27 protein-coding genes and 2 tRNA genes are annotated in these 25,794 nt (G+C 65.7%); 19 read left to right on the top strand and 10 right to left on the bottom strand.

The genetic code is table 11. The annotated features are described in order from the left end of the window. Positions 1 to 4: 4 nt before the first annotated feature. Positions 5 to 952 (bottom strand): alpha/beta fold hydrolase, encoded by a 948-nt coding sequence (locus D1012_RS13505; RefSeq protein WP_118153080.1) that lies wholly within the window; start codon positions 950 to 952, stop codon positions 5 to 7. Next, on the bottom strand, positions 949 to 1,236 hold the full coding sequence (locus tag D1012_RS13500) for an SCP2 sterol-binding domain-containing protein (protein WP_118153078.1): 288 nt from the start codon (positions 1,234 to 1,236) through the stop codon (positions 949 to 951). The genes D1012_RS13505 and D1012_RS13500 overlap by 4 nt, the downstream gene beginning before the upstream one ends. Positions 1,237 to 1,305: 69 nt before the next feature. Between D1012_RS13500 and D1012_RS13495 the strand changes: the two genes are divergently transcribed. From D1012_RS13495 to D1012_RS13475, 5 genes are all read left to right on the top strand, one after another. Further along, positions 1,306 to 1,863, top strand: a complete 558-nt coding sequence (locus tag D1012_RS13495; RefSeq protein WP_118153363.1) for a tetratricopeptide repeat protein — start codon at positions 1,306 to 1,308, stop codon at positions 1,861 to 1,863. Positions 1,864 to 1,884: 21 nt separating this feature from the next. Beyond that, the gene (locus tag D1012_RS13490) at positions 1,885 to 4,821 is read left to right on the top strand and encodes a helicase-related protein (RefSeq protein ID WP_233517121.1); all 2,937 of its coding nucleotides are present in this window, start codon (positions 1,885 to 1,887) and stop codon (positions 4,819 to 4,821) included. A 3-nt stretch (positions 4,822 to 4,824) separates the two neighbouring features. After that, the gene (locus D1012_RS13485) at positions 4,825 to 5,145 is read left to right on the top strand and encodes an RNA-binding S4 domain-containing protein (RefSeq protein WP_233517120.1); all 321 of its coding nucleotides are present in this window, start codon (positions 4,825 to 4,827) and stop codon (positions 5,143 to 5,145) included. A 51-nt stretch (positions 5,146 to 5,196) separates the two neighbouring features. Further along, positions 5,197 to 5,535: a ferredoxin FdxA gene (gene fdxA / locus D1012_RS13480; protein WP_118153075.1), complete on the top strand. Its 339-nt coding sequence runs from the start codon at positions 5,197 to 5,199 to the stop codon at positions 5,533 to 5,535. A 291-nt stretch (positions 5,536 to 5,826) separates the two neighbouring features. Continuing rightward, positions 5,827 to 6,336, top strand: coding sequence for a CarD family transcriptional regulator (locus tag D1012_RS13475; RefSeq protein WP_100197925.1), 510 nt, complete (start codon positions 5,827 to 5,829; stop codon positions 6,334 to 6,336). A 48-nt stretch (positions 6,337 to 6,384) separates the two neighbouring features. On the opposite strand, the gene cobS is transcribed toward D1012_RS13475, so the two are convergent. Beyond that, positions 6,385 to 7,140, bottom strand: coding sequence for an adenosylcobinamide-GDP ribazoletransferase (cobS, locus tag D1012_RS13470; protein ID WP_118153073.1), 756 nt, complete (start codon positions 7,138 to 7,140; stop codon positions 6,385 to 6,387). Positions 7,141 to 7,218: 78 nt separating this feature from the next. Between cobS and cobT the strand changes: the two genes are divergently transcribed. Next, a complete protein-coding gene (gene cobT, locus D1012_RS13465; RefSeq protein ID WP_118153071.1) occupies positions 7,219 to 8,235 on the top strand; it encodes a nicotinate-nucleotide--dimethylbenzimidazole phosphoribosyltransferase in 1,017 nt (338 codons plus the stop codon). A gap of 16 nt (positions 8,236 to 8,251) precedes the next feature. On the opposite strand, the gene D1012_RS13460 is transcribed toward cobT, so the two are convergent. After that, complete coding sequence (locus tag D1012_RS13460) at positions 8,252 to 11,647, bottom strand: hypothetical protein (protein WP_118153069.1); 3,396 nt, start codon at positions 11,645 to 11,647, stop codon at positions 8,252 to 8,254. A 171-nt stretch (positions 11,648 to 11,818) separates the two neighbouring features. Here D1012_RS13460 and D1012_RS13455 point away from each other — a divergent pair, with 171 nt between their 5' ends. Next, positions 11,819 to 12,526: an SIMPL domain-containing protein gene (locus D1012_RS13455; protein ID WP_118153067.1), complete on the top strand. Its 708-nt coding sequence runs from the start codon at positions 11,819 to 11,821 to the stop codon at positions 12,524 to 12,526. Between the two features lie 58 nt (positions 12,527 to 12,584). Here the strand turns inward: D1012_RS13455 and D1012_RS13450 are convergent, their stop codons facing one another. Further along, positions 12,585 to 13,889, bottom strand: a complete 1,305-nt coding sequence (locus tag D1012_RS13450; RefSeq protein ID WP_118153065.1) for an O-acetylhomoserine aminocarboxypropyltransferase/cysteine synthase family protein — start codon at positions 13,887 to 13,889, stop codon at positions 12,585 to 12,587. Positions 13,890 to 14,079: 190 nt separating this feature from the next. Next, complete coding sequence (locus D1012_RS13445) at positions 14,080 to 15,081, bottom strand: GT-B fold glycosyltransferase domain-containing protein (protein WP_118153354.1); 1,002 nt, start codon at positions 15,079 to 15,081, stop codon at positions 14,080 to 14,082. Between the two features lie 173 nt (positions 15,082 to 15,254). Between D1012_RS13445 and D1012_RS13440 the strand changes: the two genes are divergently transcribed. The 7 genes from D1012_RS13440 to D1012_RS13410 all read left to right on the top strand — a co-directional run bounded on the left by D1012_RS13440 (position 15,255) and on the right by D1012_RS13410 (position 20,934). Further along, on the top strand, positions 15,255 to 16,187 hold the full coding sequence (locus D1012_RS13440) for a metal ABC transporter solute-binding protein, Zn/Mn family (RefSeq protein ID WP_118153063.1): 933 nt from the start codon (positions 15,255 to 15,257) through the stop codon (positions 16,185 to 16,187). Positions 16,188 to 16,209: 22 nt separating this feature from the next. Continuing rightward, a complete protein-coding gene (locus D1012_RS13435; protein WP_118153351.1) occupies positions 16,210 to 16,974 on the top strand; it encodes a metal ABC transporter ATP-binding protein in 765 nt (254 codons plus the stop codon). After that, entirely contained in the window at positions 16,971 to 17,828 is an 858-nt protein-coding gene (locus tag D1012_RS13430; protein WP_118153061.1) for a metal ABC transporter permease, read from the top strand. The genes D1012_RS13435 and D1012_RS13430 overlap by 4 nt, the downstream gene beginning before the upstream one ends. Then, positions 17,821 to 18,690, top strand: coding sequence for a metal ABC transporter permease (locus D1012_RS13425; protein ID WP_118153059.1), 870 nt, complete (start codon positions 17,821 to 17,823; stop codon positions 18,688 to 18,690). The genes D1012_RS13430 and D1012_RS13425 overlap by 8 nt, the downstream gene beginning before the upstream one ends. A 30-nt stretch (positions 18,691 to 18,720) precedes the next feature. Continuing rightward, positions 18,721 to 19,308: an imidazoleglycerol-phosphate dehydratase HisB gene (gene hisB / locus D1012_RS13420; protein WP_118153057.1), complete on the top strand. Its 588-nt coding sequence runs from the start codon at positions 18,721 to 18,723 to the stop codon at positions 19,306 to 19,308. Between the two features lie 70 nt (positions 19,309 to 19,378). Beyond that, a complete protein-coding gene (hisH, locus tag D1012_RS13415; protein ID WP_118153055.1) occupies positions 19,379 to 20,017 on the top strand; it encodes an imidazole glycerol phosphate synthase subunit HisH in 639 nt (212 codons plus the stop codon). Then, positions 20,005 to 20,934 carry a glutaminase gene (locus D1012_RS13410; protein WP_118153053.1) on the top strand — a complete coding sequence of 310 codons (930 nt, stop codon included), beginning with the start codon at positions 20,005 to 20,007 and terminating at the stop codon, positions 20,932 to 20,934. Before hisH ends, D1012_RS13410 begins: the two co-directional genes overlap by 13 nt. A gap of 68 nt (positions 20,935 to 21,002) precedes the next feature. On the opposite strand, the gene D1012_RS13405 is transcribed toward D1012_RS13410, so the two are convergent. Next, positions 21,003 to 21,404 (bottom strand): DUF2147 domain-containing protein, encoded by a 402-nt coding sequence (locus D1012_RS13405; protein ID WP_118153051.1) that lies wholly within the window; start codon positions 21,402 to 21,404, stop codon positions 21,003 to 21,005. Between the two features lie 135 nt (positions 21,405 to 21,539). Here D1012_RS13405 and hisA point away from each other — a divergent pair, with 135 nt between their 5' ends. From hisA to D1012_RS13390, 3 genes are all read left to right on the top strand, one after another. After that, a complete protein-coding gene (gene hisA, locus D1012_RS13400; protein ID WP_118153049.1) occupies positions 21,540 to 22,259 on the top strand; it encodes a 1-(5-phosphoribosyl)-5-[(5-phosphoribosylamino)methylideneamino]imidazole-4-carboxamide isomerase in 720 nt (239 codons plus the stop codon). Between the two features lie 91 nt (positions 22,260 to 22,350). Next, positions 22,351 to 23,112, top strand: coding sequence for an imidazole glycerol phosphate synthase subunit HisF (gene hisF, locus D1012_RS13395; protein WP_118153047.1), 762 nt, complete (start codon positions 22,351 to 22,353; stop codon positions 23,110 to 23,112). Further along, the gene (locus D1012_RS13390) at positions 23,109 to 23,438 is read left to right on the top strand and encodes a phosphoribosyl-ATP diphosphatase (RefSeq protein ID WP_118153045.1); all 330 of its coding nucleotides are present in this window, start codon (positions 23,109 to 23,111) and stop codon (positions 23,436 to 23,438) included. The genes hisF and D1012_RS13390 overlap by 4 nt, the downstream gene beginning before the upstream one ends. 28 nt (positions 23,439 to 23,466) lie before the next feature. Here the strand turns inward: D1012_RS13390 and D1012_RS13385 are convergent, their stop codons facing one another. Next, entirely contained in the window at positions 23,467 to 23,889 is a 423-nt protein-coding gene (locus D1012_RS13385; protein ID WP_118153043.1) for a CoA-binding protein, read from the bottom strand. A 153-nt stretch (positions 23,890 to 24,042) separates the two neighbouring features. Beyond that, on the bottom strand, positions 24,043 to 24,852 hold the full coding sequence (gene rlmB, locus D1012_RS13380) for a 23S rRNA (guanosine(2251)-2'-O)-methyltransferase RlmB (RefSeq protein ID WP_118153347.1): 810 nt from the start codon (positions 24,850 to 24,852) through the stop codon (positions 24,043 to 24,045). A gap of 129 nt (positions 24,853 to 24,981) precedes the next feature. On the opposite strand from rlmB, the gene D1012_RS22680 reads away from it, so the two are divergent. Together D1012_RS22680 and D1012_RS13375 are read left to right on the top strand one after the other, a co-directional pair. Then, positions 24,982 to 25,065 (top strand) — tRNA-Tyr (locus D1012_RS22680). A 197-nt stretch (positions 25,066 to 25,262) separates the two neighbouring features. Then, positions 25,263 to 25,589 (top strand): hypothetical protein, encoded by a 327-nt coding sequence (locus D1012_RS13375; RefSeq protein WP_118153041.1) that lies wholly within the window; start codon positions 25,263 to 25,265, stop codon positions 25,587 to 25,589. Between the two features lie 67 nt (positions 25,590 to 25,656). On the opposite strand, the gene D1012_RS13370 is transcribed toward D1012_RS13375, so the two are convergent. Continuing rightward, a tRNA-Gly gene (locus D1012_RS13370) sits at positions 25,657 to 25,731 on the bottom strand. Positions 25,732 to 25,794 lie beyond the last annotated feature (63 nt).

Raw genomic sequence — 25,794 nt, 5'->3', positions numbered from 1 at the left:
GGCCTCAGCGATGCTGATCGAACAACGCGGCGGTCAGGTCGTAAAACCGCCCCCGATGCGCCGGTGTTTCCATCGGCACCTCATGCTCTGCGCCCTGAAACAGCTCCAGCCGTCCGTTGCGCCAGCCCGCCATGCGCAGATAGACCGGGCCGGTGTCCACCACCTTTTCCGACGTGCCAAGCGCGGTCAGCGCCGGCATGTCCGGGGCAGGGGCCAAGGCCATATCGCGGCATTCCACCAATGCGGCATGCAGCCAGCCCATGCTTGGCCCGGCCAGCGCCAATTCCGGGCGCGCTGTCACCTGCCGCTTCATATAGCGCCACATCTCCGGGTCAGTGGTCAGGACATTTCCGCCAAACTCAGCCTCCAGAACATAGCTCTTGCCGGTGGTGCTGGGGGCAAAGCGATGCGCCTGCCCGAACCAACCGGACATCTGCGCAATGGGCTGCGCAAAGGGCCGCATCCAGGCCGCCATCGCAATCCCCCACATCGGGGCCGAGAACGATGCCGCCTTGACGGGAATACCGCGCATCAACGACCGCAGGGCAATCGCGCCGCCCATCGAATGCGACAGCAGGTAATACGGCTCTGGCAGGCCAAGGCCACGGGCCAGTTCCAGCACCGCCTGCACATCCAGCTGATACTCCTGAAACCGGGTGACATGGCCCATCATCCGGTCGGGCAACATCCGGTCCGCCAACCCTTGCCCGCGCCAGTCTATCGCCACCGTCGCATAGCCGCGCGCCTGCAGATCGGCGGCGGCGAGGCCGTATTTCTCGACATACTCGGTGCGGCCGGGGAACAGCAGCACCGTGCCCTTTTCCCCAACCGGCCAGACCCCCGCCCGGATGCGCAGACCGTCTGATGTGGTCAGCCAGAAGGCCTCCCCCCCCTCCGGCCCGAGGGCGAGGTCCGCGTAAAACGGCGCGGTGGGGAACGCAGACTGGCTCACCCCAGAACCGATCCCAGCTTCATCGCCAGACCCATGCTGCCATCGACCGCCAGCTTGCCCTGCATAAAGGCCATGGTCGGGTTCAGATCGCCGTCCAGAATGCGTTTGAACACATCGGCGCTGGCGGTCATCGTCACATCGGCGGGTTCGTCGCCTGCACGCACCCCCTCCGGGTCCAGCATGATCGCGCCTTCGCCCTCGATCACGAATTTGGCGACGCCATCAAAACCGCCCGACAGCTTTTTCGACAGCACTTCGACGGCCTCAGTTACCACGGCGCTCATGTAAAATTCCTCTCTGCCTTGTGACGGCTTGGATATGGTGTTCCTGCGCCAATGCGCTACCATCATCATATGAAAGTTCATCATCGGTTTCTCAATCCTATCGTTGCGGCAGTTTCAGCAGTTTTTCTGCTGGCGGTGCCTGTCTGGGCAGAGGAACCGCTTGACGGGCTGTTTGACCGGCTGAAAACGGCCGATGACCGCGCCGCCGCCCGGCTGGAGCGGGAGATCTGGAACGAATGGTCCAAAAGCGGCTCTGCCGCGATGGACCTGTTGTTGCAGCGCGGCCGCGATGCCATGGCCGCAGGCAACACGGCAGAGGCGATTGATCACCTGACCGCGCTGACCGACCATGCCCCCGAGTTTGCCGAAGGCTGGAATGCCCGCGCCACCGCCTATTATCAGGCGCGCCAGCTTGGCCCTTCGGTGTCGGACATCGCCCGCGCGCTGACCCTCAACCCGCGCCACTTTGGCGCGCTGGCGGGTCTGGGCGCGATTTACGAAGAGCTGGACAATCCGCAACAGGCGCTGGAGGTGTACCGCGCCGCGCTGGCTATACATCCCAACCTGCGCGGCGTATCAGACAGCGCCAAGCGGCTTGAGGCAAAAGTCGCGGGCACCGATCTTTAAGGGCAGGGGTTAGGGCACAGCATGAGCGCGACCACGGGCCGGGTCACGGCGGTCCTGGGGCCGACCAACACCGGCAAGACCCATTATGCCATCGACCGGATGCTGGGCCACCGCACCGGGGTCATCGGCCTGCCTCTGCGCTTGCTGGCGCGCGAGGTCTATGACCGCATCGTCACCCTGCGCGGCCCCTCGGTGGTGGCGCTGGTGACGGGTGAGGAGCGTATCGTACCCGACCGCACCCAGTACTGGGTCTGTACGGTCGAGGCGATGCCGCTGGAGATCGGCGCGGATTTTGTCGCGATTGACGAGATCCAGCTTTGCGCCGACCCGGACCGGGGCCATGTCTTTACCGACCGGCTGCTGCGCGCGCGCGGGTTGCATGAAACCCTGTTTCTGGGGGCCGAAACCATGCGCCCTGCGATTGCCGGGCTGGTGCAGGGCGTGACCTTTCTCAAACGCGAACGCTTCAGCCAGTTGACCTATACAGGTTCGAAAAAGATAAGCCGGATGCCCCCGCGCAGCGCCATCGTCGGCTTTTCGGTTGAAAATGTCTATGCGATTGCCGAGTTGATCCGCCGTCAAAAGGGTGGCTGCGCGGTCGTCATGGGGGCGCTTTCCCCGCGCACCCGCAATGCGCAGGTGGCGCTGTATCAGAATGGCGATGTCGATTATCTGGTGGCCACCGATGCCATCGGCATGGGCCTGAACCTCGACATCAAGCACATCGCGTTTTCCGCCACCGCCAAGTTTGACGGCCACCGGATGCGCGGGCTGTACCCGCAAGAGCTGGCGCAGATCGCGGGCCGGGCCGGGCGGCACACCGAAAACGGCACCTTTGGCGTGACCGGCGACGCGCGGCCGATTGATGAAGACGTTATCGAGGCCATCGAAAACCACCAGTTCGCCCCGGTGCGCAAGCTGATGTGGCGCAATCATCAGCTGGATTTCGCCAATGCCGACCGCCTGATCCGCAGTCTGGAAGAGCACACTTCGAACGAATGGCTTACCCGCGCGCGCGACGCCGATGACGTGCTGGCGCTCAAGGCGCTGGTCGACATGGCCGAGGTGCGCGACCGGCTGACAAGCCCGAAACGCGTGCAATTGCTGTGGGATGTCTGCCGCATCCCCGACTTCCGTGGCTCATCAGACAGCGACCATGCGGGCCTGCTGGCGCGGATATTCGAATACCTCTGTGGCCGGGGTCTGGGCGGGGGCAGGGTGCCTTCGGACTGGATCGGTAAGGCCGTTGCCCGCATCGACCGAACCGATGGCGATATTGATGCCATTTCCAAACGGTTGGCGTATATTCGCACCTGGACCTATATTGCGCAGCGCAAAGGCTGGGTTGATGACGAAAGCCATTGGCGCGACGAGACGCGCGCTGTAGAAGACCGCCTGTCAGATGCGTTACACGCACGACTGACGCAGAGATTTGTAGACCGGCGGACAAGTGTGCTGCTTCGCCGGTTGAAACAGAAGGAGACCCTCGTGGCCGAGGTGAATGACAAAGGCGAAGTGACGGTAGAGGGCGAATTTGTCGGCAAGCTGGAGGGATTCCGGTTCCGGCAGGATGCCAGCACGTCGCCCGATGAGGCAAAGGTGATGGCGCAGGCCGCCGTTCAGGCGCTCAAGCCCGAATTCCACCTGCGGGCGGACCGTTTTTACAACGCGCCCGACACCGAGATGGATTTCACCGAACAGGGGGGCCTGATGTGGGGCACCACTGCGGTCGGGAAACTGGTCAAGGGGGCCGAGGCGCTGCGCCCGGCGGTCGAGGCCTTCGTCGATGACGAAGCCGGCTTCGAGGTTGCCGAAAAGGTGCGCCGCCGTCTGCAGCACTTTATCGACCGCAAGGTCGCGGCCCAGTTCGAGCCGCTGGCCGCGATGAGCCGGGACGAGACGCTGACCGGCCTTGCGCGCGGTTTCGCCTTCCGTCTGGTCGAGGGTCTGGGCGTGCTGCCGCGCGACGTGGTGGCCAATGATGTCAAGGAACTGGATCAGGAATCGCGCGGCGCCCTGCGCAAGCATGGCGTGCGCTTTGGCCAGTTCACCATCTTCCTGCCGCTGTTGCTGAAACCCGCGCCCACGCGGCTGCGGCTGGTGCTGTGGTCGCTGTGGAACGGGCTGGACGAGTTCCCCGAAAGCCCGCCGCCGGGGCTGGTCACCATTCCGAACATGGCCGAGGTGCCGAAATCGCATTACACGCTGGCGGGCTATCACCCGGCAGGCAACCGCGCGATCCGCATCGACATGCTGGAACGTCTGGCCGATATCCTGCGCCAGAAAGACAGCCGCGCCGGGTTTGAGGCGACGCCGGACATGCTGTCGATCACCGGCATGACGCTGGACCAGTTCGCCGATCTGATGGCCGGTCTGGGCTACAAGGGCGAAAAGGCCGAACGGGCCAAGGTCAAGGCGGCTGAACCCGTCGTGGTGCTGCCGCCGGTTGACCCTGACGCGCCGCAAAACCCGATTCCCGAAGAGGTGTCGGTCCTCGCGCCCGTGCCCGAAGAGCCCGCCGCAGAACCTGCCGCGCCCGAGATGGAGTCGTTCTACACCTTCACCTGGGCCCCCAAGCCCCGCAACGCCCGTCCCGAGCGCGGCCCCCGCCCGCAAGGCGAGCGGCGCGAGCGTCCGCAAGGCGACCGTCCACAGGGCGACAAGCCTCAGGGGGATCGGCCACAAGGTGAGCGTCCGCAGGGGGATCGTCCCAAAAGCGACCGCCCGAAAACCGACCGCCCGCGTGGCGACAAACCGCAGGGCGACCGTGGGCCGCGTCCGCAGGGCGACGGCAAGCCCTATGGCAAAGGCGACCGTGGCAAGGGCAAGGGCGACCGCCCCGACCGCAACGACAACAACAAGCCGCGCCAGTTCGAGGCCCGCCCGCAGCGTGCCGACAAACCGATCGACCCTGACAACCCCTTTGCCGCGCTGCTGGCGCTGAAGGGCAAGGTCTGAGGCTTGGCCGGGCCGGGGGCGAAACCCGCGCCCGGTATCCAGCCGCGCCTGCGGCTGGACAAATGGCTGTGGCAGGCGCGGTTTTTCAAATCGCGCGGCCTGTCTGCCGATGTGGTCGAAAGTGGCCATTGCCGGGTCAACGGCCAGCGCACCAAGAAACCCGGCCATGGCATCTGCATCGGCGACGTGCTGACCTTTGCCCAAGGCAAGCAGATCCGGGTGATCAAGGTGCAGGCGCTTGGCCTGCGCCGTGGCCCCGCCGACGAGGCGCAAGAGCTTTATCTTGACCTCGACCCCCAAGCGGCGCCAGAGGCGCTTGAATGATCCGGGCGCTTGCTCTAGCTAGTGACCCGACCAATCCAAGGGCTTGATCCGATGACTTATGTGGTGATTGATAACTGCATCGCCTGCAAATACACCGACTGCGTCGAAGTCTGTCCGGTGGACTGCTTCTATGAAGGCGAAAATATGCTGGTCATTCATCCCGATGAATGCATCGACTGCGGTGTGTGCGAACCAGAATGTCCGGCAGACGCGATCCGCCCGGATACCGAGCCGGATATGGATGAATGGGTGTCGTTCAACCGCAAATATTCGGAAATGTGGCCGGTGATCACGGTGCGCAAAGACCCGCTGCCCGAAGCCGAGGCGCGGGATGGCGAAAAAGGCAAGCGCGACAAGTATTTCTCCGAAGCCCCGGGCGAAGGTAGTTAACGCCTTATTCCGGCCCGATTCGGCACATGAGCCATGCCGAATCGGCATGGCTCACGAAAATCCAATGATTTCAGTGCAAGTTAGCTGCTCGCCGCCGTTTTGCGGCAGTTGGAATCAGGTGAAATTTGTGATATACAATCGTTACAAATAATCATGGACGCCTGACCCCCCGCTCAGAGCTGCTCGCCTGAGGTGGGAATTCTAGTGACAAAGCCATCGCATCGCCGGGCCTGATCAGGTCCGGGCGGTTCTTTTGTCGCCAGACGGCCTCCGCTATTAGGAAGCGACTGAATGACCAAGTCCAAAAGACCCGAGTTCCGCCCGAATGAATTCGTTGTATATCCCGCTCATGGCGTGGGCAAGATCATGTCCATTGAAGAGCAGGAAATCGCCGGATTCAAGCTGGAGCTGTTCGTCATCACCTTCGAAAAAGACAAGATGACGCTGCGGGTTCCCACCCACAAGGCCACCGAAATCGGCATGCGCGCGCTGTCCGCCCCCGATGTGGTGTCCAAGGCGCTGGACACGCTGAAGGGCAAGGCCAAGGTCAAGCGGGCGATGTGGTCGCGCCGTGCACAGGAATATGAGCAAAAGATCAACTCCGGTGATCTGATGGCCATTGCCGAAGTGGTGCGCGACCTGCACCGCAGCGATGACCAGCGCGAACAATCCTATTCCGAGCGTCAGCTGTATGAGGCCGCGCTGGAGCGTCTGACCCGCGAAGTCGCCGCCGTGTCCGGTGTCGATGCCGGCTCCGCCGCCAAGACCGTCGATGATGTTCTGGTCAGCCGTGCCGCCTGATCCACGTCTGTTCTGACAGAAAACGGCGGCCCCATGGGCCGCCGTTTTTCATTCCAGCATCGCCGCCGCCGCTGACAGCGCCGCCAGCCACGCCATCTGCTGGCTGGCCCCCAGAATATCCCCGGTCTGTCCACCGATCCGCGCCCGCGCCAGCAGCGCCACCGCCAGCCCCGCCGCCGCCGCCGCCACGGCCATCGCAGCGCCCACCAGTCCGAGCGGTGCCGCGATCAGCAAGGCCAGAGCCGCCGCCACCAGCGCCACCATGACCGGCGGCTGCCCGAGCGAATGCGACAGCCCGCCGTTCCGCGCTTGGGGCAACAGCGCCATGATCAGCGCCATCGGCGCGCGTGACAACGCCGCCGCCGCTACAATCGCAGCATGGGCCCCGATACTCAGCAGCACCCCAAGCGCGGACCACGCCGCCAACGTCACCAGCAGCAGCGCCAAGGTGCCATAGCTGCCGATATGGCTGTCTTTCATGATCTCCAGCCGCCGCTCGCGGGTCCAGCCGCCGAACAGCCCGTCGGCAGTGTCGGCCAGCCCGTCCTCATGCAATGCGCCCGTGGCCATGGCCCCCACCGCCAGCACCAGCGCCGCCGCCAGCCCGACCGGCAGGCCCGCCGCCATCGCCGCCCAGCCTACGCCCGTCGCCAGTCCGCCAATCACCAACCCCACCAAGGGCCAGACCCAGCACGACTGCGGCCGGTGGTGTCGGGTCTGGGGAAACGGCAAGCGGCTCAGCAGGCCAAAGGCCGAGGCCAGATCGGCCAGAATCCACACCGGCCTGTCGCGTTTAATGGTCATCGCGTCCCTTCCCGGCTGGAAACTCCTGCGCCCAGTCTGTAGCCAAGGCCCCAACACCTTGCAACGCAGGAACCTGACATGACCGCGCCGTTTCCCACGCTCGACAGCTTTCGCGCCGTTCTTGCCGCGCAACCCGCGCCCGACGCCACCGCAGGGGCCGCCGCTGCGGCGCGCAACGGGCAGTTGACCAAGCCGCCTGGCTCTCTGGGCCGGCTGGAGGATCTGGCGATATGGCTGGCGGGCTGGCAGAGCAGGGAGCGGCCGCAAGCCAGTGCGCCACAAGTGGTGATCTTTGCCGGAAACCACGGTATTGCCGCGCGCGGGGTCTCCGCCTTTCCGCCCGAGGTGACGGTGCAGATGGTCGCCAACTTCCGCCACGGCGGCGCAGCGATCAACCAGTTGTGCCGCGCTTACGGCGCGTCGATGACCGTTCACGCGCTCGATCTTGATCGGCCCACTGCCGATTTCACCGCAAGCCCGGCGATGACCGAGGCCGAGGTTATCGCCGCTCTGACCACGGGCTGGAATGCGGTTGATCCGAAAGCCCACCTGCTGGTGACCGGCGAGATGGGCATCGGCAACACCACCTCTGCCGCCGCCATCGCCGCCGCTCTGCTGGGCGGCGCGCCCGAGGATTGGGTGGGGCGGGGCACCGGCGTGGATGACCACGGTCTGGCCCGCAAGGCCGAGGCGGTGCGGACCGGCCTTGCCACCCATGCCGCCGCGCTGTCAGATCCGCTGCAGGTGCTGCGCTGCCTTGGCGGGCGCGAGATTGCAGCCATGGCAGGGGCCATCGCCCGCGCGCGGAGCGAACGGATTGCTGTGGTGCTGGACGGATTCATCTGTTGTGCGGCCGCACTGGTGCTGGAGCGGGCGCAACCCGGTGCTCTGGACCATTGCCTCGCCGGTCATATCAGCGCCGAAGCGGGCCATGGTCGTTTGCTTGACGCTCTGGGCAAACAGCCGCTGTTGAACCTTGGCCTGCGTCTGGGCGAAGGATCGGGTGCAGCGCTGGCGCTGGGTGTGGTTCAGGGGGCGGTGGCCTGCCATTCCGGCATGGCCACCTTTGCCGAGGCGGGGGTCAGCGGGGCGTGACCCCGCTGCTTGCCGGTCAGCCCTTTGGCATGCTCAGGGCCAGCATCCGCCCGCCCTTTTGATAGCGCACTTCGGATGCGGTGATCGCCTGCACCCGACCGCCGTCGATATTGTCGCCGACCCGCACCTTGCGGTAGCGGCCATTGGGCTGACGCACCAGCGCATAGCGCTTGGACTGGGTGCCATAGACCCCGATCAGGTTGATTTTGCCCAGATTGATCGCATTCGCAAAGGTCGCCTGTTTGGCCACATTCGCCTTGGTCGGAATGCGCGGCGCAGCCGAGGCCACTTCGGGCTCGTCATCCGCCTCATCCGCCTCGACCCGTGACCGCGCCGCAGGGGCAGCGGTCGAGGCAGAGGCCAAAGCCTCCGGTTCGGCCCGGCGGGTGGCTGCTGCGACCGCAGCTTCGACCGCGCGGCTCATGTCGCGCGGGCGTGGGGCAGGGACGCGCGACACCGAAACCGCCAGCGGGCTGAGGCTCGCGTCATCGGCATTGGCCACAGCCGCCTCTGCCACAGCCATATTCACCGCAAGCGATGCCGCTTCGGATGCCTGCCGCGCTGACTCACCTGCTGCCAGAATGGCTTGCGGGCGCAAGCGTGGGCGCAGACTGGCAAAGCGGCTGTCTTCGGCAGGGGCGAGCGAGGCATCGTCGTCACTTACGGCCTCCGGCGCCAATCCTGCGGGCCGCAGACGCGGACGCGCAGCGGACAAGGCCGGATCGGCGGCAAAGGTTTCCGAAGGTTGCAATGCGCCATCCGCCGCAGCCGGTCCGGCCTCTGGGGTGACAGCCTGTGCCACAGCATCGGTCACTGCCGCCGTAACAGACTCAGCCGCAGGAACAACCGTTTCAGCCGGGGCGAGCGCGGCTTGCGCGGCAGGCGGGCGGGGCGGTGGCACGCGGGCGGGCTTGCCCGCCACCAGCATCACGCCTTCGGGGGTCAGAATGCCCTCAGCAGTCGGCACGATACGACCGTTTTCGTCAAACTGATAGACCGTGCCAAAGGGCGGTGGCGGCATCTGTTCGGCCGGGGGCGAATCGCCACGGGCGGCAGGCGCGGTCAGCAGCAATGGATCACTCAACGCGGGCGGTGCATCCATTCCGGCCAGAAAAATCTCATCCTGCGCCGCCGGATCAGGCTGGGTGGCCGCGGCCAGAACATCCTGCACCCCGGTTTGCGGCGCGGGCCCGGCAGGGACGTCTGCGGCAACCTCATCCGGCACAACCACCTCTGGGGCAGCCACCTCGGCGAGGGCTTCCTCCGTCGTGTCCGGTTCCAGATCAGCAAGGTCGACATTCACCGGCAGATCGGCAGGCTCCTGAACATTGGCCTGAAGCGCGCCCTCGTCGCCGGGCATCTGACCATCGGCAATCGCCTCGTCATCATACCCTGCTTCGAACCCGGCAACCTCCATCTCATCCGCCGCATCATCCGAGCGGGTCAGGTAAAACGACGACCAGGCCGCAACAATCGCCAGCAACAACAGCAGGATGCCGGTCAGGATCAACCCCAGATAGCGCGGCTTGCCTCGCTGGGGCATGCCGCGCGCGCTCAGCCCCTTGGCGAGCGCATCGGGTGATACGGTCTTCTGCCGCGCCAGCGATTGCGCCGCAGCGGAAATGCTGGCCTTGGCGGGCGAGGCGTCCAGCGGGGCCGCAAGGGTTGACACCGGAGCCAGCGTCGAAGCGACGACTGCGGGTTTTACCCCGCTCGTCGCAGTCTGGGGGGCAGCGTTTGGCACAGGCTTTTTCTTGCGGGTGCCGGGAATGCTGGGCGCAGTGACCATGTTGCCAAGGCTGCGCAGGCCCTTGCTGGCCTTGTTCATCACTGAAGCAGGCGGCGACGGCGGATCGCCCGGCATCCGGCTGGGCGGTGGCAGCGGATCGTCATAGCTGAATTTCGGCACCGGACGCGCCGCAGCGGGCCGGTCCACCAGTGGTTTGGCCGCTGGCGCTTGCCCTGCGCCTGATCCTGCCGCCGGGCCAGTGGACGCGCCAACCGACCGCGTGGCGGACAGCGCTGCAGGTCGCGCAGCGCCGGTTTCGGGTCGGATTTCGGGCCGGGCCGCCAACGGAGCAGCGGCCCCCAGCGGGCGGGCCGCACCCTCTGCCGGTCGGCGGGTGGAAAACGCCATCATCGCCGCCGAAGACAGCGGCGGCAGGTCATCTGCGCCCGATCCGGAAAGATCAGGTTTGCCCATCTCGGGCGTCCGCGTATCCGGCTTTACCGGCTCCGCTTTGGCAAAATCCTGCGCAGACCGCGCAGCAACGGGCGCACTCGCCTCATCGCCTGCATCCTCTTGCGGCACGTCAACCGCCATCGGTGCCTCGGCCTCATCCTCAGCGGCAACATTTACCGGCGACGCCATTGTGGTGCGGGGCCGCACCGGATCAAAGGCCGGGGGCAGCGGCGAAGGCGGTGTTGCAGGCTCGCGGTACGGCTGCGGTATCGGGTCTGATACCGGCATTGGTTCCGGAGGTGGGGCGGGCACCGGGGGCATTGGCGGCGCAGGTGCTGGTTCAGGCGCCGGGATTTCCACCGGCGTTTCCGGCACGGGCGTCTTTGGACGATAAGGCTCCGGCACCTCAGGGGCGGGCGGTGCAGGAATGGGATCTGCGGGGGCAGGTGGTGCCGGGGCAGGAACTTCAGGCTCGGGTGTAACAGGCTCTGGCACCTCGGGCTCCGGCTGTGCCGGTTCCGGCAGATCCGGTGCAGGTACTTCCGGCTCCGGTGCGACAGGGTCCGGCAACTCCGGCGCGGGTGTAACGGGCGCAGGTACTTCCGGTTCGGGCACCTCCGGGTCGGCCTTATCGGAGGCAGCACCCTGTGCCGTCCCCTCAATCGCGGCTTCCGCCTGAGACATCTCGCGCGCGATGATCGTTACCGGCTCGGCATCTGCTTCGACCTGCTCGCCACCTGTCAACAGGCTGGGGGCGAGCGCTGAAGGACCAAAGAACGGTTCCTTGTCAAACCCGCGCTCGGGATTGGCGACAAAGGACAACGGGTTGAACCGATGCTCGGTCGCAAAACCCTCGGCCTCGGCCAAGGTCTCGCGCGCGACAACCGCCACCGTGACGGTCGGGCCGTCCCCCATCCAGTCATAAGCCAGCTCGTCCAGCGCATAGGGCGTGCGCCCGTCCAGCGCCGCCTCGATCTGCGCGCGGCGGCTGGTGTCATCCGGTCCGGCGGCCTCAACCTCCAGATACAGGATCTGCGACTCGGGGATGATCAGCTTTGTGGTGATCCCCTTTGGCGACAGACCCAGCGCGGTGGAGCGCAGATAGTCCAGCGCCGCCCCCATATCCGGGTCGTCAAAGGCCACGGTTCCGACATCCAGCCAACCCCGAGACGTCCGGTGCAGGAGCGTGATGCCGTCTTCGGTCAGATTAAGGGCAAAACTCGGTTTCATGTCCGGCATCTAGCATGAGGAAACAAGGTGCGGGAACCGTTCCTTGCGGGCTAAGTCTTTCCTACAGCAGCTTTCCGCCGAAGGGAAGAAAAAGCCCCGTGATCGCCAAGGATCGGCTTGCGGCCCGCGTTCCATGTCTGGAAACTGATCGCACCAATTGGAGAAGACACCATGCGTATCCTGCAAGCCGCCCTGATCGCTTCGCTCTTGTCGGCCACGGCCCTCACCAGCGCCTATGCCCAGACCCAGACCCCACCCGCCCCCCAGATCACCGTGACCGGCGAGGGCGTCATTGATGGCATTCCCGACATCGCCACCCTGTCGCTGGGCGTGACCACCACCGGCGACACCGCTGCCGCCGCGATGGCCGCCAATACCGAAGGGCTGAACGCGGTGATGGCCCGGCTGAAAGCGGCTGGCGTCGCTGACCGCGACATGCAGACCACTAATCTGTCGATCAACCCGAACTGGACCGGCTATGACAGCGGCCAGCGTCAGCGCATCGATGGCTACACCGCCTCGAACCAGCTGACCGTGCGGATTCGCGACCTTGCCGGTCTGGGGCAGGTGCTTGACGCCGCCATTCAAGATGGGGCCAACACCTTGAACGGGTTGAGCTTTGGCCTGTCCGAGCCGCGCCCGGCGATGGACGCCGCCCGCAAGGCCGCCGTCGAAGATGCCCGCGCCCGTGCCACGCTGCTGGTCGAAGCCGCCGGGGCCACCCTCGGCCCGATCGTGTCGATCGCCGAGGGCGGCGGCTACATGCCACCGCAACCGATGTTCCGCCAATCCGCCGATGCCGCAGGCGCGGTGCCGGTGGCTGCGGGCGAAGTCGCCACCACCGCATCGGTGACCGTGGTGTTCGAGATTGCCCAGTAACCTCTGACGCGTCGCCGGGCGCGCGCTTCATAGCGCGCCCGGCAGATTTCGTTTTGTTTCAGGCGGTTGCCCCCTGTGTCGCCTTGTCCATCGCCTGATCCAGATCGGCGATGATATCGGCCAGATCCTCGATCCCGATCGAGACCCGCACCACGTTCGGCGCCGCCCCTGCCTTGACCTGATCCGCCTCGGACAGCTGGCGGTGGGTGGTCGAGGCCGGATGGATGATCAGGCTGCGGGTGTCGCCCAGATTGGCGACATGGCTGAACAGCTTCAGACTGTCGATCAGCTTGACGCAGGCATCATAGCCGCCCTTCAGCCCGAAGGTGAACAGCGCGCCCGCGCCCTTGGGGCAGATCCGGGGGATACGGCCCGCATAGGGGCTGCTCTCCAGCCCGGCATAGGTAACCATCTCGACGCGCGGGTCAGCCTCCAGCCATTTGGCCACCGCCATAGCGTTCTCGACATGCCGCTGCATCCGCAACGACAGCGTTTCGATCCCCATCAGCGTGTAATGCGCGCCCTGCGGGTTCATCGTCATGCCCAGATCGCGCAGGCCCACGGCGATGGAGTGGAAGGTAAAGGCCATCGCGCCGAGCGCGGGGTGAAAGGCGAGGCCGTGATAAGCAGGCTCGGGTTCGGACAGGGACGGGAACTTGCCGCTCGCAGACCAGTCGAACTTGCCCGAATCAACCACCACACCGCCGGTCACGGTGCCATTGCCGGTCAGGTACTTGGTCGCCGAATGCACCACCAGCGTCGCGCCATGCTCGATCGGCTTGCACAGCCAGGGCGTGGCGGTGGTATTATCTACGATCAGCGGCAAGCCCACACGGTCAGCAATGGCGGCAATCGCGTCCAGATCGGTGATATAGCCGCCCGGATTGGCAATGGTCTCGCAGAAAATCGCGCGGGTGTTGTCATCCACCGCCGCCTCGACCGCCGCCAGATCGTCGAAATCGACGAACTTGGCCGTCCAGCCAAAGCGCTTGATGGTCTGGCTGAACTGGGTCAGCGTGCCGCCATAGAGCCGGGTCGAGGCGACAATGTTCAGCCCCGGCCCCATCAGCGGGAACAGCGCCATCAGCTGCGCCGCATGGCCCGATGAGCAGCAGATTGCCCCGGCCCCGCCCTCCAGCGCGCAGACCCGGTTCGCCAGCGCCGACACGGTCGGGTTGGTCAGGCGCGAATAGATATACCCGACCTCCTGCAGGTTGAACAATTTGGCCGCGTGATCCGCATCGCGGAATACATAGGCGGTGGTCTGGTAAATCGGCACCTGCCGCGCGCCGGTGGCCGGATCGGGCTCGGCCCCTGCATGAATCGCCAACGTGTCAAAGCCGTAGCCGGGTGTGTCGGTCATCTGGTGTCCCCCCTTGATGGTTCCGGCGGAACGCTAACGGGGATCGCGGCAACCATCAACCGCTGCTCTGCGCGCAGATCTCACAATACAGCCCCTGCATTGCTGCTTTTGAAATACTCCCCGCGGAGCGTCCGGCAGCGGCCGCAGGAGCCTCCGGCGGGAGTATTTCAAAAGCAGCAATCGCAAGAGATCAGCGCAGCCACAGGCCTTCGCGCTTGAGCGTATTGCGGATCACCTGTTCGCGGCGCGGCAGGTTTGCGCGGTCAAACAGCGCGCGGGCGCGGCGGCCCTGATTCTGGTAGACCATGGCCTTGACCGGGGCATAGTCGCGCAGCACCCGACGCAGCGGTTGGTCTTTGGCCACCGCCTCCAGCACCTCGACCGCACGGTCGCTTTCGCGGGCGTAGAGCAGCGGCAGGGTGCGGTAGTGGCAGGTCACATCGCCATCCAGCCCCGCAAGGCCGGGGCCGGGCCGTCCGCCGCCAAAGGAGTGGATCACCAGCGGCAGCGCCACCTGATCCAGCCAGGGGTCAAGCTCCTGCAGCACCAGTTCGGACGGGCGGTCATTGCGGATGGATTTCGCATAGGACAGAAAACGCGCGCCAAAGCGGCGGGGGCTGTCGTGAAAGAACCAGCCGGCGTTGAAATACAGATAGCGTTGCCAGTATTCATCCGGCTGGCTCAGATCAAGCGAGGCGGCAAAATCCAAGCCAAAGCGGTCATAGAGCGATTTCCAGATCTCCCCATAGCCCGGCCCGTAAAGTTCCAACCGGGGCCAGGTGCCTTCGCGCCGCAGGCTGGCCGAGGGGCGGGTGAAGTCCAGCGCCAGCGTGGCCAGATCGCCGGTGATCAGGGTGTCGGTGTCCAGAAACAGAAACGGCGAGTCGGGCAAGGCAGCCAGCGCCTCGATCTTGTTGCCATAGGGGTAATCCTGCCCGAACACCTGCGAGTCGAACGGCACGATCGTGGCGCCCAGCCCTTCCAGCGCCGCGCGGGCGGCGGCACTCATGCGCGGGTCGCTTTTCCACAGCGGCCCCGGTTGCGGCTCGCAGATCACCAGCTGGCCTGTAAATTCCGGGTTGGTCAGCCGCAGCGAGCCTGCCAGCAGGATCGCCTCATATTGCAGGCGACCGGCCTGGCCGATGGCCATCAGGGTGACAACGTGGCGCTTTTTCGGGCCGGGGTCGGGCATCATTCTTCCCGTAGACTGCTTTTCATCTGTCTAGCGGGATTTCCGGCATCGGGAAAGCCCGCCCCGCACCGTCGCAGCGGCGGCCATTTTGAGAATCGTTCGCAATTAGATTGACATTGCGACTAATTCGCATAAATTGAGACTGACAAGGACAACACGCAGGAAGTATTGCTATGCTGGCGCGACGCACGTTTCTGGGGCTGATAGCCGGGGCCTTTGCCCCACGCCTCGCCTTTGCCGATACCCCGTCCATCGTGGCCACCACCGGGATGATCGCCGACGCCGCCCGCGCTCTGACCGGCCTGCCGGTGACCGCATTGATCGGGCCGGGGATGGACCCGCACGGCCACCGCCCGACGCGCAACGACATCCTGACCCTGTCGCGCGCCGATCTGGTGCTCTGGCACGGGCTGAACCTTGAGGCGCAGTTTGCCAAGCTGATGACGGGGCTGGCAGAGAAATCCACCGTTCTGGCAGTGGCCGAGACACTGCCTGCCGATGTGTTGCTGTCTGATCCGGCCTATCCCGACCGCCCCGACCCGCATATCTGGTTTGATCCCACGCTCTGGGCGCAGGTCACGCAAGCGATGGAGCTGACGCTCGCCGAATTTGCGCCCGATGTTGCGGCAAATGGCGTGGCCTACCGCGAGTCGATCACCGCCATCGGCTTTTATGCCAACAAGGTGCTGTCCACGATCCCGGCCGAATCCCGGCTGCTGGTCACCGCGCATGATGCCTTTGCCTATTTCGGCCGTGCCTTCGGGCTGGAGGTGGAGGGGGTGCAGGGCATTTCCACCGAATCCGAGGCCGGGCTGTCGCGCATCGCCGAACTGGTCGATCTGCTGGTCGACCGGCGCGTGCCGGCGGTCTTTGTCGAAAGCTCGGTCTCTGACCGCGCCCTGCGTGCGCTGATCGAAGGGGCGGCGGCCAAGGGCCACACCGTCCGCATCGGCGGCGAGCTGTTTTCGGATGCAATGGGGCCCGAGGGCAGCTATGAGGGCACATGGGTCGGCATGATGGATCACAACGCCACCACCATCGCCCGCGCGCTGGGGGGCGACGCACCGGAACGCGGCGCGCTGGGGGTGCTGGGCTCGGATGGCTGAGGATGCAGGGAGCACATGGCTGATGCAGGCCGGGGGTGACGCCGGACACAGGTGCGCCTTGCAGGTGCAGGGGCTGACCCTGCGCTACAATGATGTGCTGGCGTTGGATGGCGCGACCGCGCGCTTTCCCACCGGCAGCATGACAGCGATCATCGGCCCCAATGGTGCAGGCAAATCCACCTTTCTGAAATCGGTGCTCGGGCTGGTCGAGGCCGAGGGCGCGGTCAGCGCCTTTGGCGGCCCAGTCGCGCAGGCGATGCCCCGCATTGCCTATGTGCCGCAACGCGCGGCAGTGGACTGGAGCTTTCCGGTCCGGGTGATCGACGTGGTGCTGATGGGCTGCTACCGCAAAACCGGGCTGCTGGGCCGGATCGACCGTCGGATGACGGCGCATGCGATGGCCGCACTGGCCCGGGTCGGCATGCAGGATTTTGCCCGCCGTCAGATCGGGGCCTTGTCGGGTGGCCAGCAGCAGCGGGTGTTCTTGGCCCGCGCTCTGGCGCAGGGGGCAGACCTGTTCCTGCTGGATGAGCCCTTTGCCGGGGTCGATGCCGCCACGGAATCCGCGATCATTTCGGTGCTGAAATCGCTGCGCGACGGCGGGGCCACCATCATCGCCGTGCATCACGACCTGACCACCGTGGCCGCCTATTTTGACCGGGTTGTTCTGATGAACCGCCGCACGCTGGCCGAGGGTCCGGTGGCCGAGACCTTTACCCGCGACGCATTGGCGCAGGCTTACGGTCCCGCCCTGATGCTGGACCCGACCGGGAGCTCTGCCGTATGATCTGGCAGGCCCTGATGCTGCAAGGCGGGTACAACTCCGTTCTGGTCAGCCTCGGGGCTGCGCTCCTTGGCGCAGCTGCGGGGGCGGCGGGGGCGTTCCTGACCCTGCGCCGCCGGGCGCTGATGTCGGATGCGATGGCCCATGCCACATTGCCGGGAATCGGGCTGGCCTTTCTGGCGATGGTGAGCTTGGGCGGCGATGGCCGCTTTCTGCCGGGGCTGATGCTGGGTGCAGCCCTCACCGCTGGGGCGGGCCTGTGGGCGGTGCAGCGGCTGGCGCGCCAGATGCACGAAGATGCCGCCACCGGCGCGGTGCTGGCCAGCTTTTACGGCGCGGGCATTGTCATTCTCACGCTGATCCAAGGCCTTGGCACCGGCCGCCCGGCAGGGTTGGAATCCGTGCTCTTGGGCTCCACTGCCGGAATGCTGCGTGCCGACGCGCTGGTGATCGGCTTTGGCGGTCTGGCGGTCAGCCTGGCCCTCTGGGCGCTGCGTCGCCCCCTCGCCATGGTCGCCTTTGACCCGCTGCATGCAAGCATGATGGGCGTCAACCCGCGCCGGATGGATGCGGCACTGATGGCGCTGGTGCTGGCTGTCGTGCTGGTCGGGCTGAACGTGACCGGCCTGATCCTGATCGTGGCCCTGCTGGTCACCCCTGCCGTCACCGCCCGGATGTGGAGCACGACCGTCACCGGCACCGCCACGCTTTCGGCGCTGATCGGGGCCGCCTGTGGCTATGTGGGGGCCGCGATCTCGGCCTCGGTGCCCGACCTGCCCACCGGCCCGGTCATCGTGCTGCTGGCGGCGGGCGTCTTTGCGCTCACGCTGCTGATCCGGGGGCACCGCGATGGATGAATTCCTCTATCTCTCGCTGCCGCCGATGGTGATCGCCTCGCTTGCCGCTGTCGCCTGCGTGTTGCCCGGAAATTTCCTCTTGCTGTCGCGCCGCGCCATGCTGGGCGACGCGATGAGCCATGTGGTGCTGCCGGGCATTGTCGCCGCCTTCCTGCTGACCGGATCGGGCAGCGGCGTGGTGATGGGGGCAGGGGCCCTTGCCGCCGCAGGTCTCTCGGCCCTGCTGATCGAATTCGTCACCCGCCGCGCGCAGATGGAGCCGGGGGCGGCGATGGCCGTGGTCTTCACCGCGATGTTCGCGCTGGGTGTGGTGCTGTTGGAAACCACCGGCACCTCGGGCGTGCACCTTGATGTCGAACACGCGCTCTATGGCAATCTGGAAAGCCTGATCTGGCTGGGGGCCGCCCCGCCCGAGCTCTGGCGCCTGGCGCTGATCGCGGCGGGGCTGGGTCTGGCGCTGCGGCTGGTCTGGCGGCCCTTGGTGCTCGCCACCTTCGATCCGGTGTTCGCGCAGACCCAGGGCATCCCGGTGGCCTGGCTGCGCGCTGGCCTGACCGCAGCCACCGCGCTCGCCGCTGTCGCGGCGTTTCAGGCTGTCGGCTCGATTCTCACCATCGCCATGCTGATCTGCCCCGCCGCCTCGGCCCGGCTGCTGACGCGGACGCTGCCGTCGCAGCTCATGGCCTCGCTCGGCTTCGCCGTCGCCTCGGCGCTGCTCGGCTATATCCTTGCCGGCTATGCGCCGCTCTGGGCGGGGCTGCCCTTCACGCTTTCGGCCTCTGGCATGATCGCCACGGTCTCGGGGCTGATGCTGGCCTGCGCCGCGCTGATCGCTTCCCATCGCGCCCGCGCCGCCCTATAAGGCCGCGAACCCAAACGCGAGGGCACGCCGATGCGCACCGCCGAAATCACCCGCCAGACCGCCGAGACCGGGATCACCGTCGCGATCAACCTCGACGGCACCGGCCAGTATGATGTGAACACCGGCGTCGGCTTTTTCGACCACATGCTCGACCAGCTTGCCCGCCATTCCCTGATCGATATCACCCTGCGCGCCAAGGGCGACCTGCACATCGACGACCACCACACGGTCGAGGATTGCGGCATCGCGCTGGGTCAGGCGCTGACCCGCGCGCTTGGCGACAAGACCGGCATCCGCCGCTACGGTCACTTCGCGCTCGCCATGGATGACACCCAGATCTCCTGCGCGCTCGACCTGTCGGCGCGGCCGTTCCTCGTCTGGAACGTGGATTTTCCGACTGCCAAGATCGGCACCTTTGATAGCGAGCTGGTGCGCGAGTTCTTTCAGGCCTTTGCCACACATGGCGGCATCACCCTGCATGTCGACCGCATCCACGGGCTGAACAGCCACCACATCGCCGAGGCCGCCTTCAAATCCGTCGCCCGCGCTCTACGCATGGCGGTCGAACCCGATCCCCGCATGGCGGGCCAGCTGCCCTCGACCAAAGGCGCGCTCTAACCCATTTTCTGTCTTCAAATATCCCCGCCGGAGGCTCCCACAGTCCCGCCGGGCGCAAGGGCCCAGGATCATGCTCACCGTCCTCGTCGATTACGATAGCGGCAACCTGCACTCCGCCGAAAAGGCGTTCCAGCGCATGGCGGCAGAGACCGGTGGTGGCGAGATCCTCGTGACCTCGCGCCCCGAGGATGTCGCCCGCGCCGACCGCATCGTGTTGCCCGGCGACGGCGCTTTCCCGGCTTGCCGCCGGGCGCTGGGCGATGTCGGCGGATTGTTCGAGGCGATCGAAGAGGCGGTGACCCACAAGGCCCGGCCTTTCCTCGGCATCTGCGTCGGCATGCAGATGATGGCGAGCTGGGGCCGCGAATACAGTGAGACACGCGGCTTTGACTGGGTGCCGGGCGAGGTGGTAAAGATCACCCCCGCCGATCCGGGCCTGAAAGTCCCGCATATGGGCTGGAACGATCTGGTGATCGACAACCCCCATCCGGTGCTGGCGGGGATCGAGACCGGCGATCACGCTTATTTCGTCCACTCCTATCACTTCCGCGTCACCCATCCGGCGCAGCGGCTGGCCCATGTCGATTACGCGGGCGATGTCACCGCCATCATCGGGCGCGGCACCATGGTCGGCACCCAGTTCCACCCGGAAAAGTCGCAAGCCACCGGCCTGCGCCTCATTGCCAATTTTCTGCAATGGAAACCGTAAACCCGGCTGATTTGCAGCTGATCCTTGACGAAATCGCACATTCCATGGCGGCTGCGACCGATCGCGGCCAGCCCGCCACCTATATCCCCGAGCTGGGTCGCGTCAGCCCGGATCAGTTCGGCATCGCGCTGTGCCTGCCGGATGGCCAGCAGCTGAGCGCCGGCGACGCCGCCACCCCGTTCTCGATCCAGTCAATCTCCAAGGTCTTTACCCTTGCCATTGCCCTTGGCCGGCTTGGCGATGCGCTGTGGCAGCGGGTCGGGCGCGAACCCTCGGGGGCCGCATTCAACTCCATCGTCTCGCTCGAACACGACCGCGGCATCCCGCGCAATCCCTTCATCAACGCCGGGGCCATCGCCGTCACCGATGCGATCCTGCAGGGTCTGCAACCCCGCGACGTGCTGGCCGAACTGCTGCAATTCCTGCGCATGGCGGCCGAGGATGACAACATCCACATCGACAAATCGGTCGCCGCCTCTGAGCTCGCCCATGCGCACCGCAATACGGCCCTCGCCGAGTTCATGGCCGCCCATGGCAATCTGCAAAACCCCACCGCGCTGACCATCGGCACCTATTGCCACCAATGCGCGGTGGAAATGTCCTGCGTGCAACTCGCCCGCGCCGGGCGCTTTCTGGCAGGGCTGCCCGGTTGCCCGCGCCCCGTCTCGCCGTCGCGCATCCGCCGGATCAACGCACTGATGTTGACCTGCGGCCATTACGACGCCTCGGGCGATTTCGCCTATCGCGTTGGCCTGCCGGGAAAATCCGGGGTCGGCGGCGGCATCCTCGCCATCGCCCCGGGACGTGCCAGCATCGCGGTCTGGTCCCCCGGCCTCAACGCGCAGGGCAATTCCAAACTCGGGGCCGAGGCAATGGAACACCTCGGCCGCGCCACCGGCTGGTCAGTGTTCGGCTGACCTTCATAACACAAGAAGGCGCAGGCACTCCTCTTTGCCCTGCGCCCATTGTCAAACCCGAAATCTGCTTACTTCACCCGGCTCCAGGTGCCGCCATCACGGCAGATCCCCAGCACACAGCCGGAAATCGCCAGACCATTGCCCTGCAACACCATCTTGGCGTTGTAGGTCTTGTTGCGATCCGGCGACCAGACCTTGCCATCGCCGTAAGCGCCACCGCCTTTGGCCTGCATATCCCAGATGATCCGCTTGCCGACATTGGCGGATTTGATCTCCTTGCCAGCCCCGTCAAAGGCCTTGACCAGCGTGCCGCAAACGGCAGCGCCGCAGGCCTGCACCTGCACATGGCCAAAATTGCCGTTGTCATCCGGCTTGGTCTTCCAGATGCCGACTGCCGGATCGGCAAAGGCGGTGGAAGCGGTGAAAATCATGGCGGCAGCCAGTGCCACCCGTTGCGCGAATCTGTTCATTCCGGGCTCCTCCCTGAAGCTGCACAAAGCATCCGCAATCCACCCCCATCCTTGCAAGCATGACGTGGGGTCGCGCGCCTCTTGGCATCGCGCGTCTGCCATGCCAAAGGGGGGCAAAGCCAGAAAGGGTGTGCCATGATCCTCTATCCCGCGATCGACCTGAAAGACGGCCAATGCGTGCGCCTGCTGCGCGGCGAGATGTCCGCTGCCACCGTCTTTGGCGATGACCCGGCGACACAGGCCGCGACGTTCGAGGCCGCAGGCTGCGACTGGCTGCACCTTGTTGACCTCAACGGTGCGTTTGCAGGCCAGCCGGTCAACGCGGCGGCGGTCGAGGCGATCCTCGCGCGCATCAGCGTGCCCGCCCAGCTCGGCGGCGGCATCCGCGACATGGCCACGATCGAGATGTGGCTGTCAAAGGGCCTCGCCCGTGTCATCCTCGGCACCGTGGCGGTCGAAAATCCTGATCTGGTGAAGCAGGCCGCCCGCGCCTTTCCCAGTCAGGTCGCCGTCGGCATCGACGCCCGCAAGGGCTTTGTCGCCACCAAAGGCTGGGCCACGGAGACCACCGTGCAGGCCACCGATCTGGCCCGCAGCTTTGAAGATGCCGGCGTCGCCGCGCTGATCTACACCGACATCGACCGCGACGGCGCGATGCAGGGCCCCAACATCGCCGCGACAGAGGCTTTGGCGCGCGCCGTCACCATTCCGGTGATCGCCAGCGGCGGCGTCTCATCGATGGCCGACCTCACCGCGCTCCAGGCAACCGGCGTCATCGCCGGGGCCATTTCCGGCCGCGCCCTCTACGACGGGGCCATCGACCTCGCCACCGCCCTCAAAGCCCTGAAATCCTGATTGCTGCTTTCCAAATACTCCGGGGGGAGCGCATAGCGCGGGGGGCAGCGCCCCCCTTTCCCCGCCCAACCACACGCGCTAGGGTCCGCATATGCTGAAAATCCGCATCATCCCATGCCTTGATGTCGCCGATGGCCGCGTGGTCAAGGGCGTGAACTTCGTCAACCTGATCGACGCGGGCGATCCGGTCGAGGCCGCGCGCGCCTATGATGCGGCGGGGGCGGATGAGCTGACCTTTCTCGACATCCACGCCACGCACGAAAATCGCGGCACCATGTTCGATCTGGTCACCCGCACCGCCGAGCAATGCTTCATGCCGCTGACCGTTGGCGGCGGCGTGCGCACGCATCACGACGTGCGCGCACTGCTGCTGGCCGGGGCCGACAAGGTCAGCTTCAACTCCGCCGCCGTCGCCAATCCCGATGTGGTGGCCGAAGCGGCAGACCGGTTCGGCAGCCAGTGCATCGTGGTTGCCATCGACGCCAAGACCGTCGCCCCCGGCAAATGGGAGATTTTCACCCATGGCGGCCGCAAACCCACCGGCATCGACGCGGTCGCCTTTGCCCGCACCGTCGCGGCCAAAGGCGCGGGGGAGATCCTGCTCACCTCGATGGACCGCGACGGCACCAAGGGCGGCTACAACCTGCCCCTGACCCGCGCCATTGCCGATGCCGTCAGTATCCCGGTCATCGCCTCCGGCGGCGTCGGCACGCTTGATCATCTGGTTGATGGGGTGACCGAAGGCCACGCCTCTGCCGTGCTTGCCGCCAGCATCTTTCACTTCGGCACCTTCACCATCGGTCAGGCCAAGGCCCACATGGCCGCCGCAGGCATCCCCGTGAGGCTGACATGACCAACCCCTCCGTGCCCCACACCCTCGACCGCCTCGCCGCCACCATCGCCGCCCGCAAGGGGGCCGACCCCGAGTCCAGCTGGACTGCCAAGCTGCTCGCCAAGGGCCCGGAAAAATGTGCCGAGAAGTTCGGCGAAGAGGCAATCGAGGCGATCATCGAAGCGGTGAAAGGCGACCGGGCGAAGCTCGCGTCAGAGGCGGCAGACGTGCTTTACCACCTGCTGGTCATGCTGGCCGCCCGCGACGTGCCGCTGGCCGATGTCTTGGCCGAACTCGACCGCCGCGACGGCACCTCTGGCATCGTCGAGAAAGCCGCGCGCGGGTAAGCAGCCGATTTTTCGCAGAAAAATCGTCTCACAACCCCAGCCGCGGGATTTCGATGGCCGGGCAGCGGTTCATCACCACCTGCACGCCGTGCGCGCGCGCACGTGCCGCTGCGTCCTCATCCTCGACCCCCAGCTGCATCCAGACGCAGACCAGCTCGGGAAACCGCGCCAGCGCCTCGTCCACCACCGCGCCCGCCTCTTCCGACCGGCGAAAGATGTCGACCATGTCGACATGCCCCTCGATCTCGGACAGGCTGGCCCGCACGACCTCGCCCAGCGCCACTTGCCCGGCCTGACCGGGATTGACCGGAATCACCCGATAGCCCTGCCGCGCGAGATAGGCCGCCACGCGGTGGCTGGGCCGTTCGGGCTTGGGCGACCAGCCCACCAGCGCGATGGTGCGGCTGCGGGTCAGAATATCGGCAAGGCGGGCATCTTCGGCATCGGTCATGGGGCACCTGTCAGGAAAGCCGGACAAAGAAAAAGGCGCCGCGGGGATGAACCCGGGCGCCCAGTCGCGGAACGAGGGACAGTGAATGAGAAACGGGAGTTCCAACCCGCAACTCGTCATATTGAGATAGGAACTTTAAGGCGGCGTTAAAGCTCATGTCGCGCTTTTGTGAACCACCCGCTGGCTGGCGGCATAAAGTGAGACCGCAGCGGCGTTGGACACGTTCAGACTGCCAAACGCGCCGGTATAGGGAATGCGCGCCAGATAATCGCAGGTCTCGCGGGTTTTCTCGCGCAGGCCCGGCCCCTCGGCCCCCATCACCAGCGCGATGGGGCGCTTGTTGGCCAGATCGAGCGCGCCTTCCAGCGTGTGCTCCGCCTCGCCCTCCAGCCCGATCAGGATATAGCCCATGTCGCGCAGTTCCTGCATCGCATCAGAAAGGTTGCCGACCCGCAGATAGGGCTGGCGTTCCAGCGCTCCGCTGGCGGTCTTGGCCAGTGCGCCGGTCTCCGGGGCCGAATGGTGGCGGGGGGCGATCACTGCCCGCGCGCCGAACACCTCGGCCGAGCGCAGCACCGCGCCCACGTTATGCGGATCGGTCACCCTGTCCAGCAGCACGACCAGCGGCGCACCTGCGCCCGAAATCGCCACATCGGCCAGTTTGCCCCAGTTCAGCGGCCGCACTTCCATCGCAGCGCCCTGATGCACCGAGCCGTCGTCAATCGGCACGTCGAACTTGCGCGGGTCCGCAATCTCGGGTTCGATCCCCGATTGCGCCACCGCCTCTTCCAGCTTGTCGAGCGCGTTCTTGGTCAAGACAAGCCGCAGCTTTTCACGCGCCGGATTGACCAGCGCGTCGCGCACCGCATGCAGGCCGAACAGCCAGACAGTCTCCTTCGCGTCAGCCCGCTTGCCGCGTTCCTTGTCGATCACCCAGGTCGGTTTGGTGGTTCCGGTCTTCATCATGCAGCCCATTGTTTCTGGCTTTGCAGAATGCGGCGGGGCAGGGGGGATGCGCAAGCCGAAACTCTTGGCCCCGCGTTGCATTCGGTGCTTGACGCCCCCCGGCCCCTTGGGTATTCCGCCCCCGTCGGGTGACGAGCTGCAAGGTGCGGCAGCGGACTGTAACTCCGCCGGGGAGACCCACGCCTGGTTCGATTCCAGGGTCACCCACCATCTTTCCAGATGGGGACCGACAACCGAGAAAGCCGCCTTCGGGCGGTTTTTTCATGTCTGCGACCCACCCCAAATCCCCCGCATCGCCCTGCGCAGGTAAGGTTTGCCTGCCTTGACAGAAGGTGGGGCTGTCAGCACCATTTTTTCATATTCCACAGCAAAACGACCGTTTTTACCCTGCATTTCCAGAGGTTCTCATGACCACTCTGTTCTGGCTCGCGCTTGCGACCTTGCTGACCGTTTTCGGTGACTACCTGATCAAACTGGCAACGCTGTCGCCGCAGGGCCTGCGCTCGGCGCAGTTCGCCCTTGGTGCGCTGTGCTATGGCACCCCGGCGATTGCCTGGTATGCGCTGATGCAGACCCACAGCCTTGCCATGGTGGCGGTGCTCTATTCCACCGCGACCCTGATCCTGCTGACCCTGCTGGGCGTGTTTGTGTTCCGCGAAAGCTTTGGCCTGCGCGACGGGCTTGGCGTCAGCCTCGCGCTTGCGGCCGTTCTGGTCATGCACAAGCCGGAATAAAGCGCGTAGAATGCGGGGGGGCGGAAATGAAAAAGGGCAGCCGAAGCTGCCCGTTTTCAGACCGAAATGGAGCGGGCGAGGCGATTCGAACGCCCGACCCTAACCTTGGCAAGGTTATGCTCTACCCCTGAGCTACGCCCGCACCGTTTCGGTAAGCGGTGATTTAGGGGATGGCGCGGATGCCTGCAAGAGGAAAATGCACGCC

Origin of the sequence: Pseudotabrizicola alkalilacus (assembly GCF_003443995.1) — a bacterium.
Classification (GTDB): Bacteria; Pseudomonadota; Alphaproteobacteria; order Rhodobacterales; family Rhodobacteraceae; genus Pseudotabrizicola; species Pseudotabrizicola alkalilacus.
This window is presented reverse-complemented; position numbering and strand designations above follow the sequence as displayed.

Bases quoted from the DNA above. Each gene is read 5' to 3' on its own strand.
- hisA (WP_118153049.1), top strand. From the start codon at position 21,540: ATGATCCTCTATCCCGCGATCGACCTGAAAGACGGCCAATGCGTGCGC.
- hisB (WP_118153057.1), top strand. From the start codon at position 18,721: ATGCGCACCGCCGAAATCACCCGCCAGACCGCCGAGACCGGGATCACC.
- cobS (WP_118153073.1), bottom strand. From the start codon at position 7,140: ATGACCATTAAACGCGACAGGCCGGTGTGGATTCTGGCCGATCTGGCC.
- D1012_RS13445 (WP_118153354.1), bottom strand. From the start codon at position 15,081: ATGCCCGACCCCGGCCCGAAAAAGCGCCACGTTGTCACCCTGATGGCC.
- D1012_RS13495 (WP_118153363.1), top strand. From the start codon at position 1,306: ATGAAAGTTCATCATCGGTTTCTCAATCCTATCGTTGCGGCAGTTTCA.
- D1012_RS13460 (WP_118153069.1), bottom strand. From the start codon at position 11,647: ATGAAACCGAGTTTTGCCCTTAATCTGACCGAAGACGGCATCACGCTC.
- D1012_RS13435 (WP_118153351.1), top strand. From the start codon at position 16,210: ATGCAGGCCGGGGGTGACGCCGGACACAGGTGCGCCTTGCAGGTGCAG.
- D1012_RS13455 (WP_118153067.1), top strand. From the start codon at position 11,819: ATGCGTATCCTGCAAGCCGCCCTGATCGCTTCGCTCTTGTCGGCCACG.
- D1012_RS13430 (WP_118153061.1), top strand. From the start codon at position 16,971: ATGATCTGGCAGGCCCTGATGCTGCAAGGCGGGTACAACTCCGTTCTG.
- D1012_RS13425 (WP_118153059.1), top strand. From the start codon at position 17,821: ATGGATGAATTCCTCTATCTCTCGCTGCCGCCGATGGTGATCGCCTCG.
- D1012_RS13375 (WP_118153041.1), top strand. From the start codon at position 25,263: ATGACCACTCTGTTCTGGCTCGCGCTTGCGACCTTGCTGACCGTTTTC.
- rlmB (WP_118153347.1), bottom strand. From the start codon at position 24,852: ATGAAGACCGGAACCACCAAACCGACCTGGGTGATCGACAAGGAACGC.
- fdxA (WP_118153075.1), top strand. From the start codon at position 5,197: ATGACTTATGTGGTGATTGATAACTGCATCGCCTGCAAATACACCGAC.
- hisH (WP_118153055.1), top strand. From the start codon at position 19,379: ATGCTCACCGTCCTCGTCGATTACGATAGCGGCAACCTGCACTCCGCC.
- D1012_RS13405 (WP_118153051.1), bottom strand. From the start codon at position 21,404: ATGAACAGATTCGCGCAACGGGTGGCACTGGCTGCCGCCATGATTTTC.
- D1012_RS13385 (WP_118153043.1), bottom strand. From the start codon at position 23,889: ATGACCGATGCCGAAGATGCCCGCCTTGCCGATATTCTGACCCGCAGC.
- D1012_RS13440 (WP_118153063.1), top strand. From the start codon at position 15,255: ATGCTGGCGCGACGCACGTTTCTGGGGCTGATAGCCGGGGCCTTTGCC.
- D1012_RS13390 (WP_118153045.1), top strand. From the start codon at position 23,109: ATGACCAACCCCTCCGTGCCCCACACCCTCGACCGCCTCGCCGCCACC.
- D1012_RS13475 (WP_100197925.1), top strand. From the start codon at position 5,827: ATGACCAAGTCCAAAAGACCCGAGTTCCGCCCGAATGAATTCGTTGTA.
- hisF (WP_118153047.1), top strand. From the start codon at position 22,351: ATGCTGAAAATCCGCATCATCCCATGCCTTGATGTCGCCGATGGCCGC.
- D1012_RS13490 (WP_233517121.1), top strand. From the start codon at position 1,885: ATGAGCGCGACCACGGGCCGGGTCACGGCGGTCCTGGGGCCGACCAAC.
- D1012_RS13500 (WP_118153078.1), bottom strand. From the start codon at position 1,236: ATGAGCGCCGTGGTAACTGAGGCCGTCGAAGTGCTGTCGAAAAAGCTG.
- cobT (WP_118153071.1), top strand. From the start codon at position 7,219: ATGACCGCGCCGTTTCCCACGCTCGACAGCTTTCGCGCCGTTCTTGCC.
- D1012_RS13410 (WP_118153053.1), top strand. From the start codon at position 20,005: ATGGAAACCGTAAACCCGGCTGATTTGCAGCTGATCCTTGACGAAATC.
- D1012_RS13450 (WP_118153065.1), bottom strand. From the start codon at position 13,889: ATGACCGACACACCCGGCTACGGCTTTGACACGTTGGCGATTCATGCA.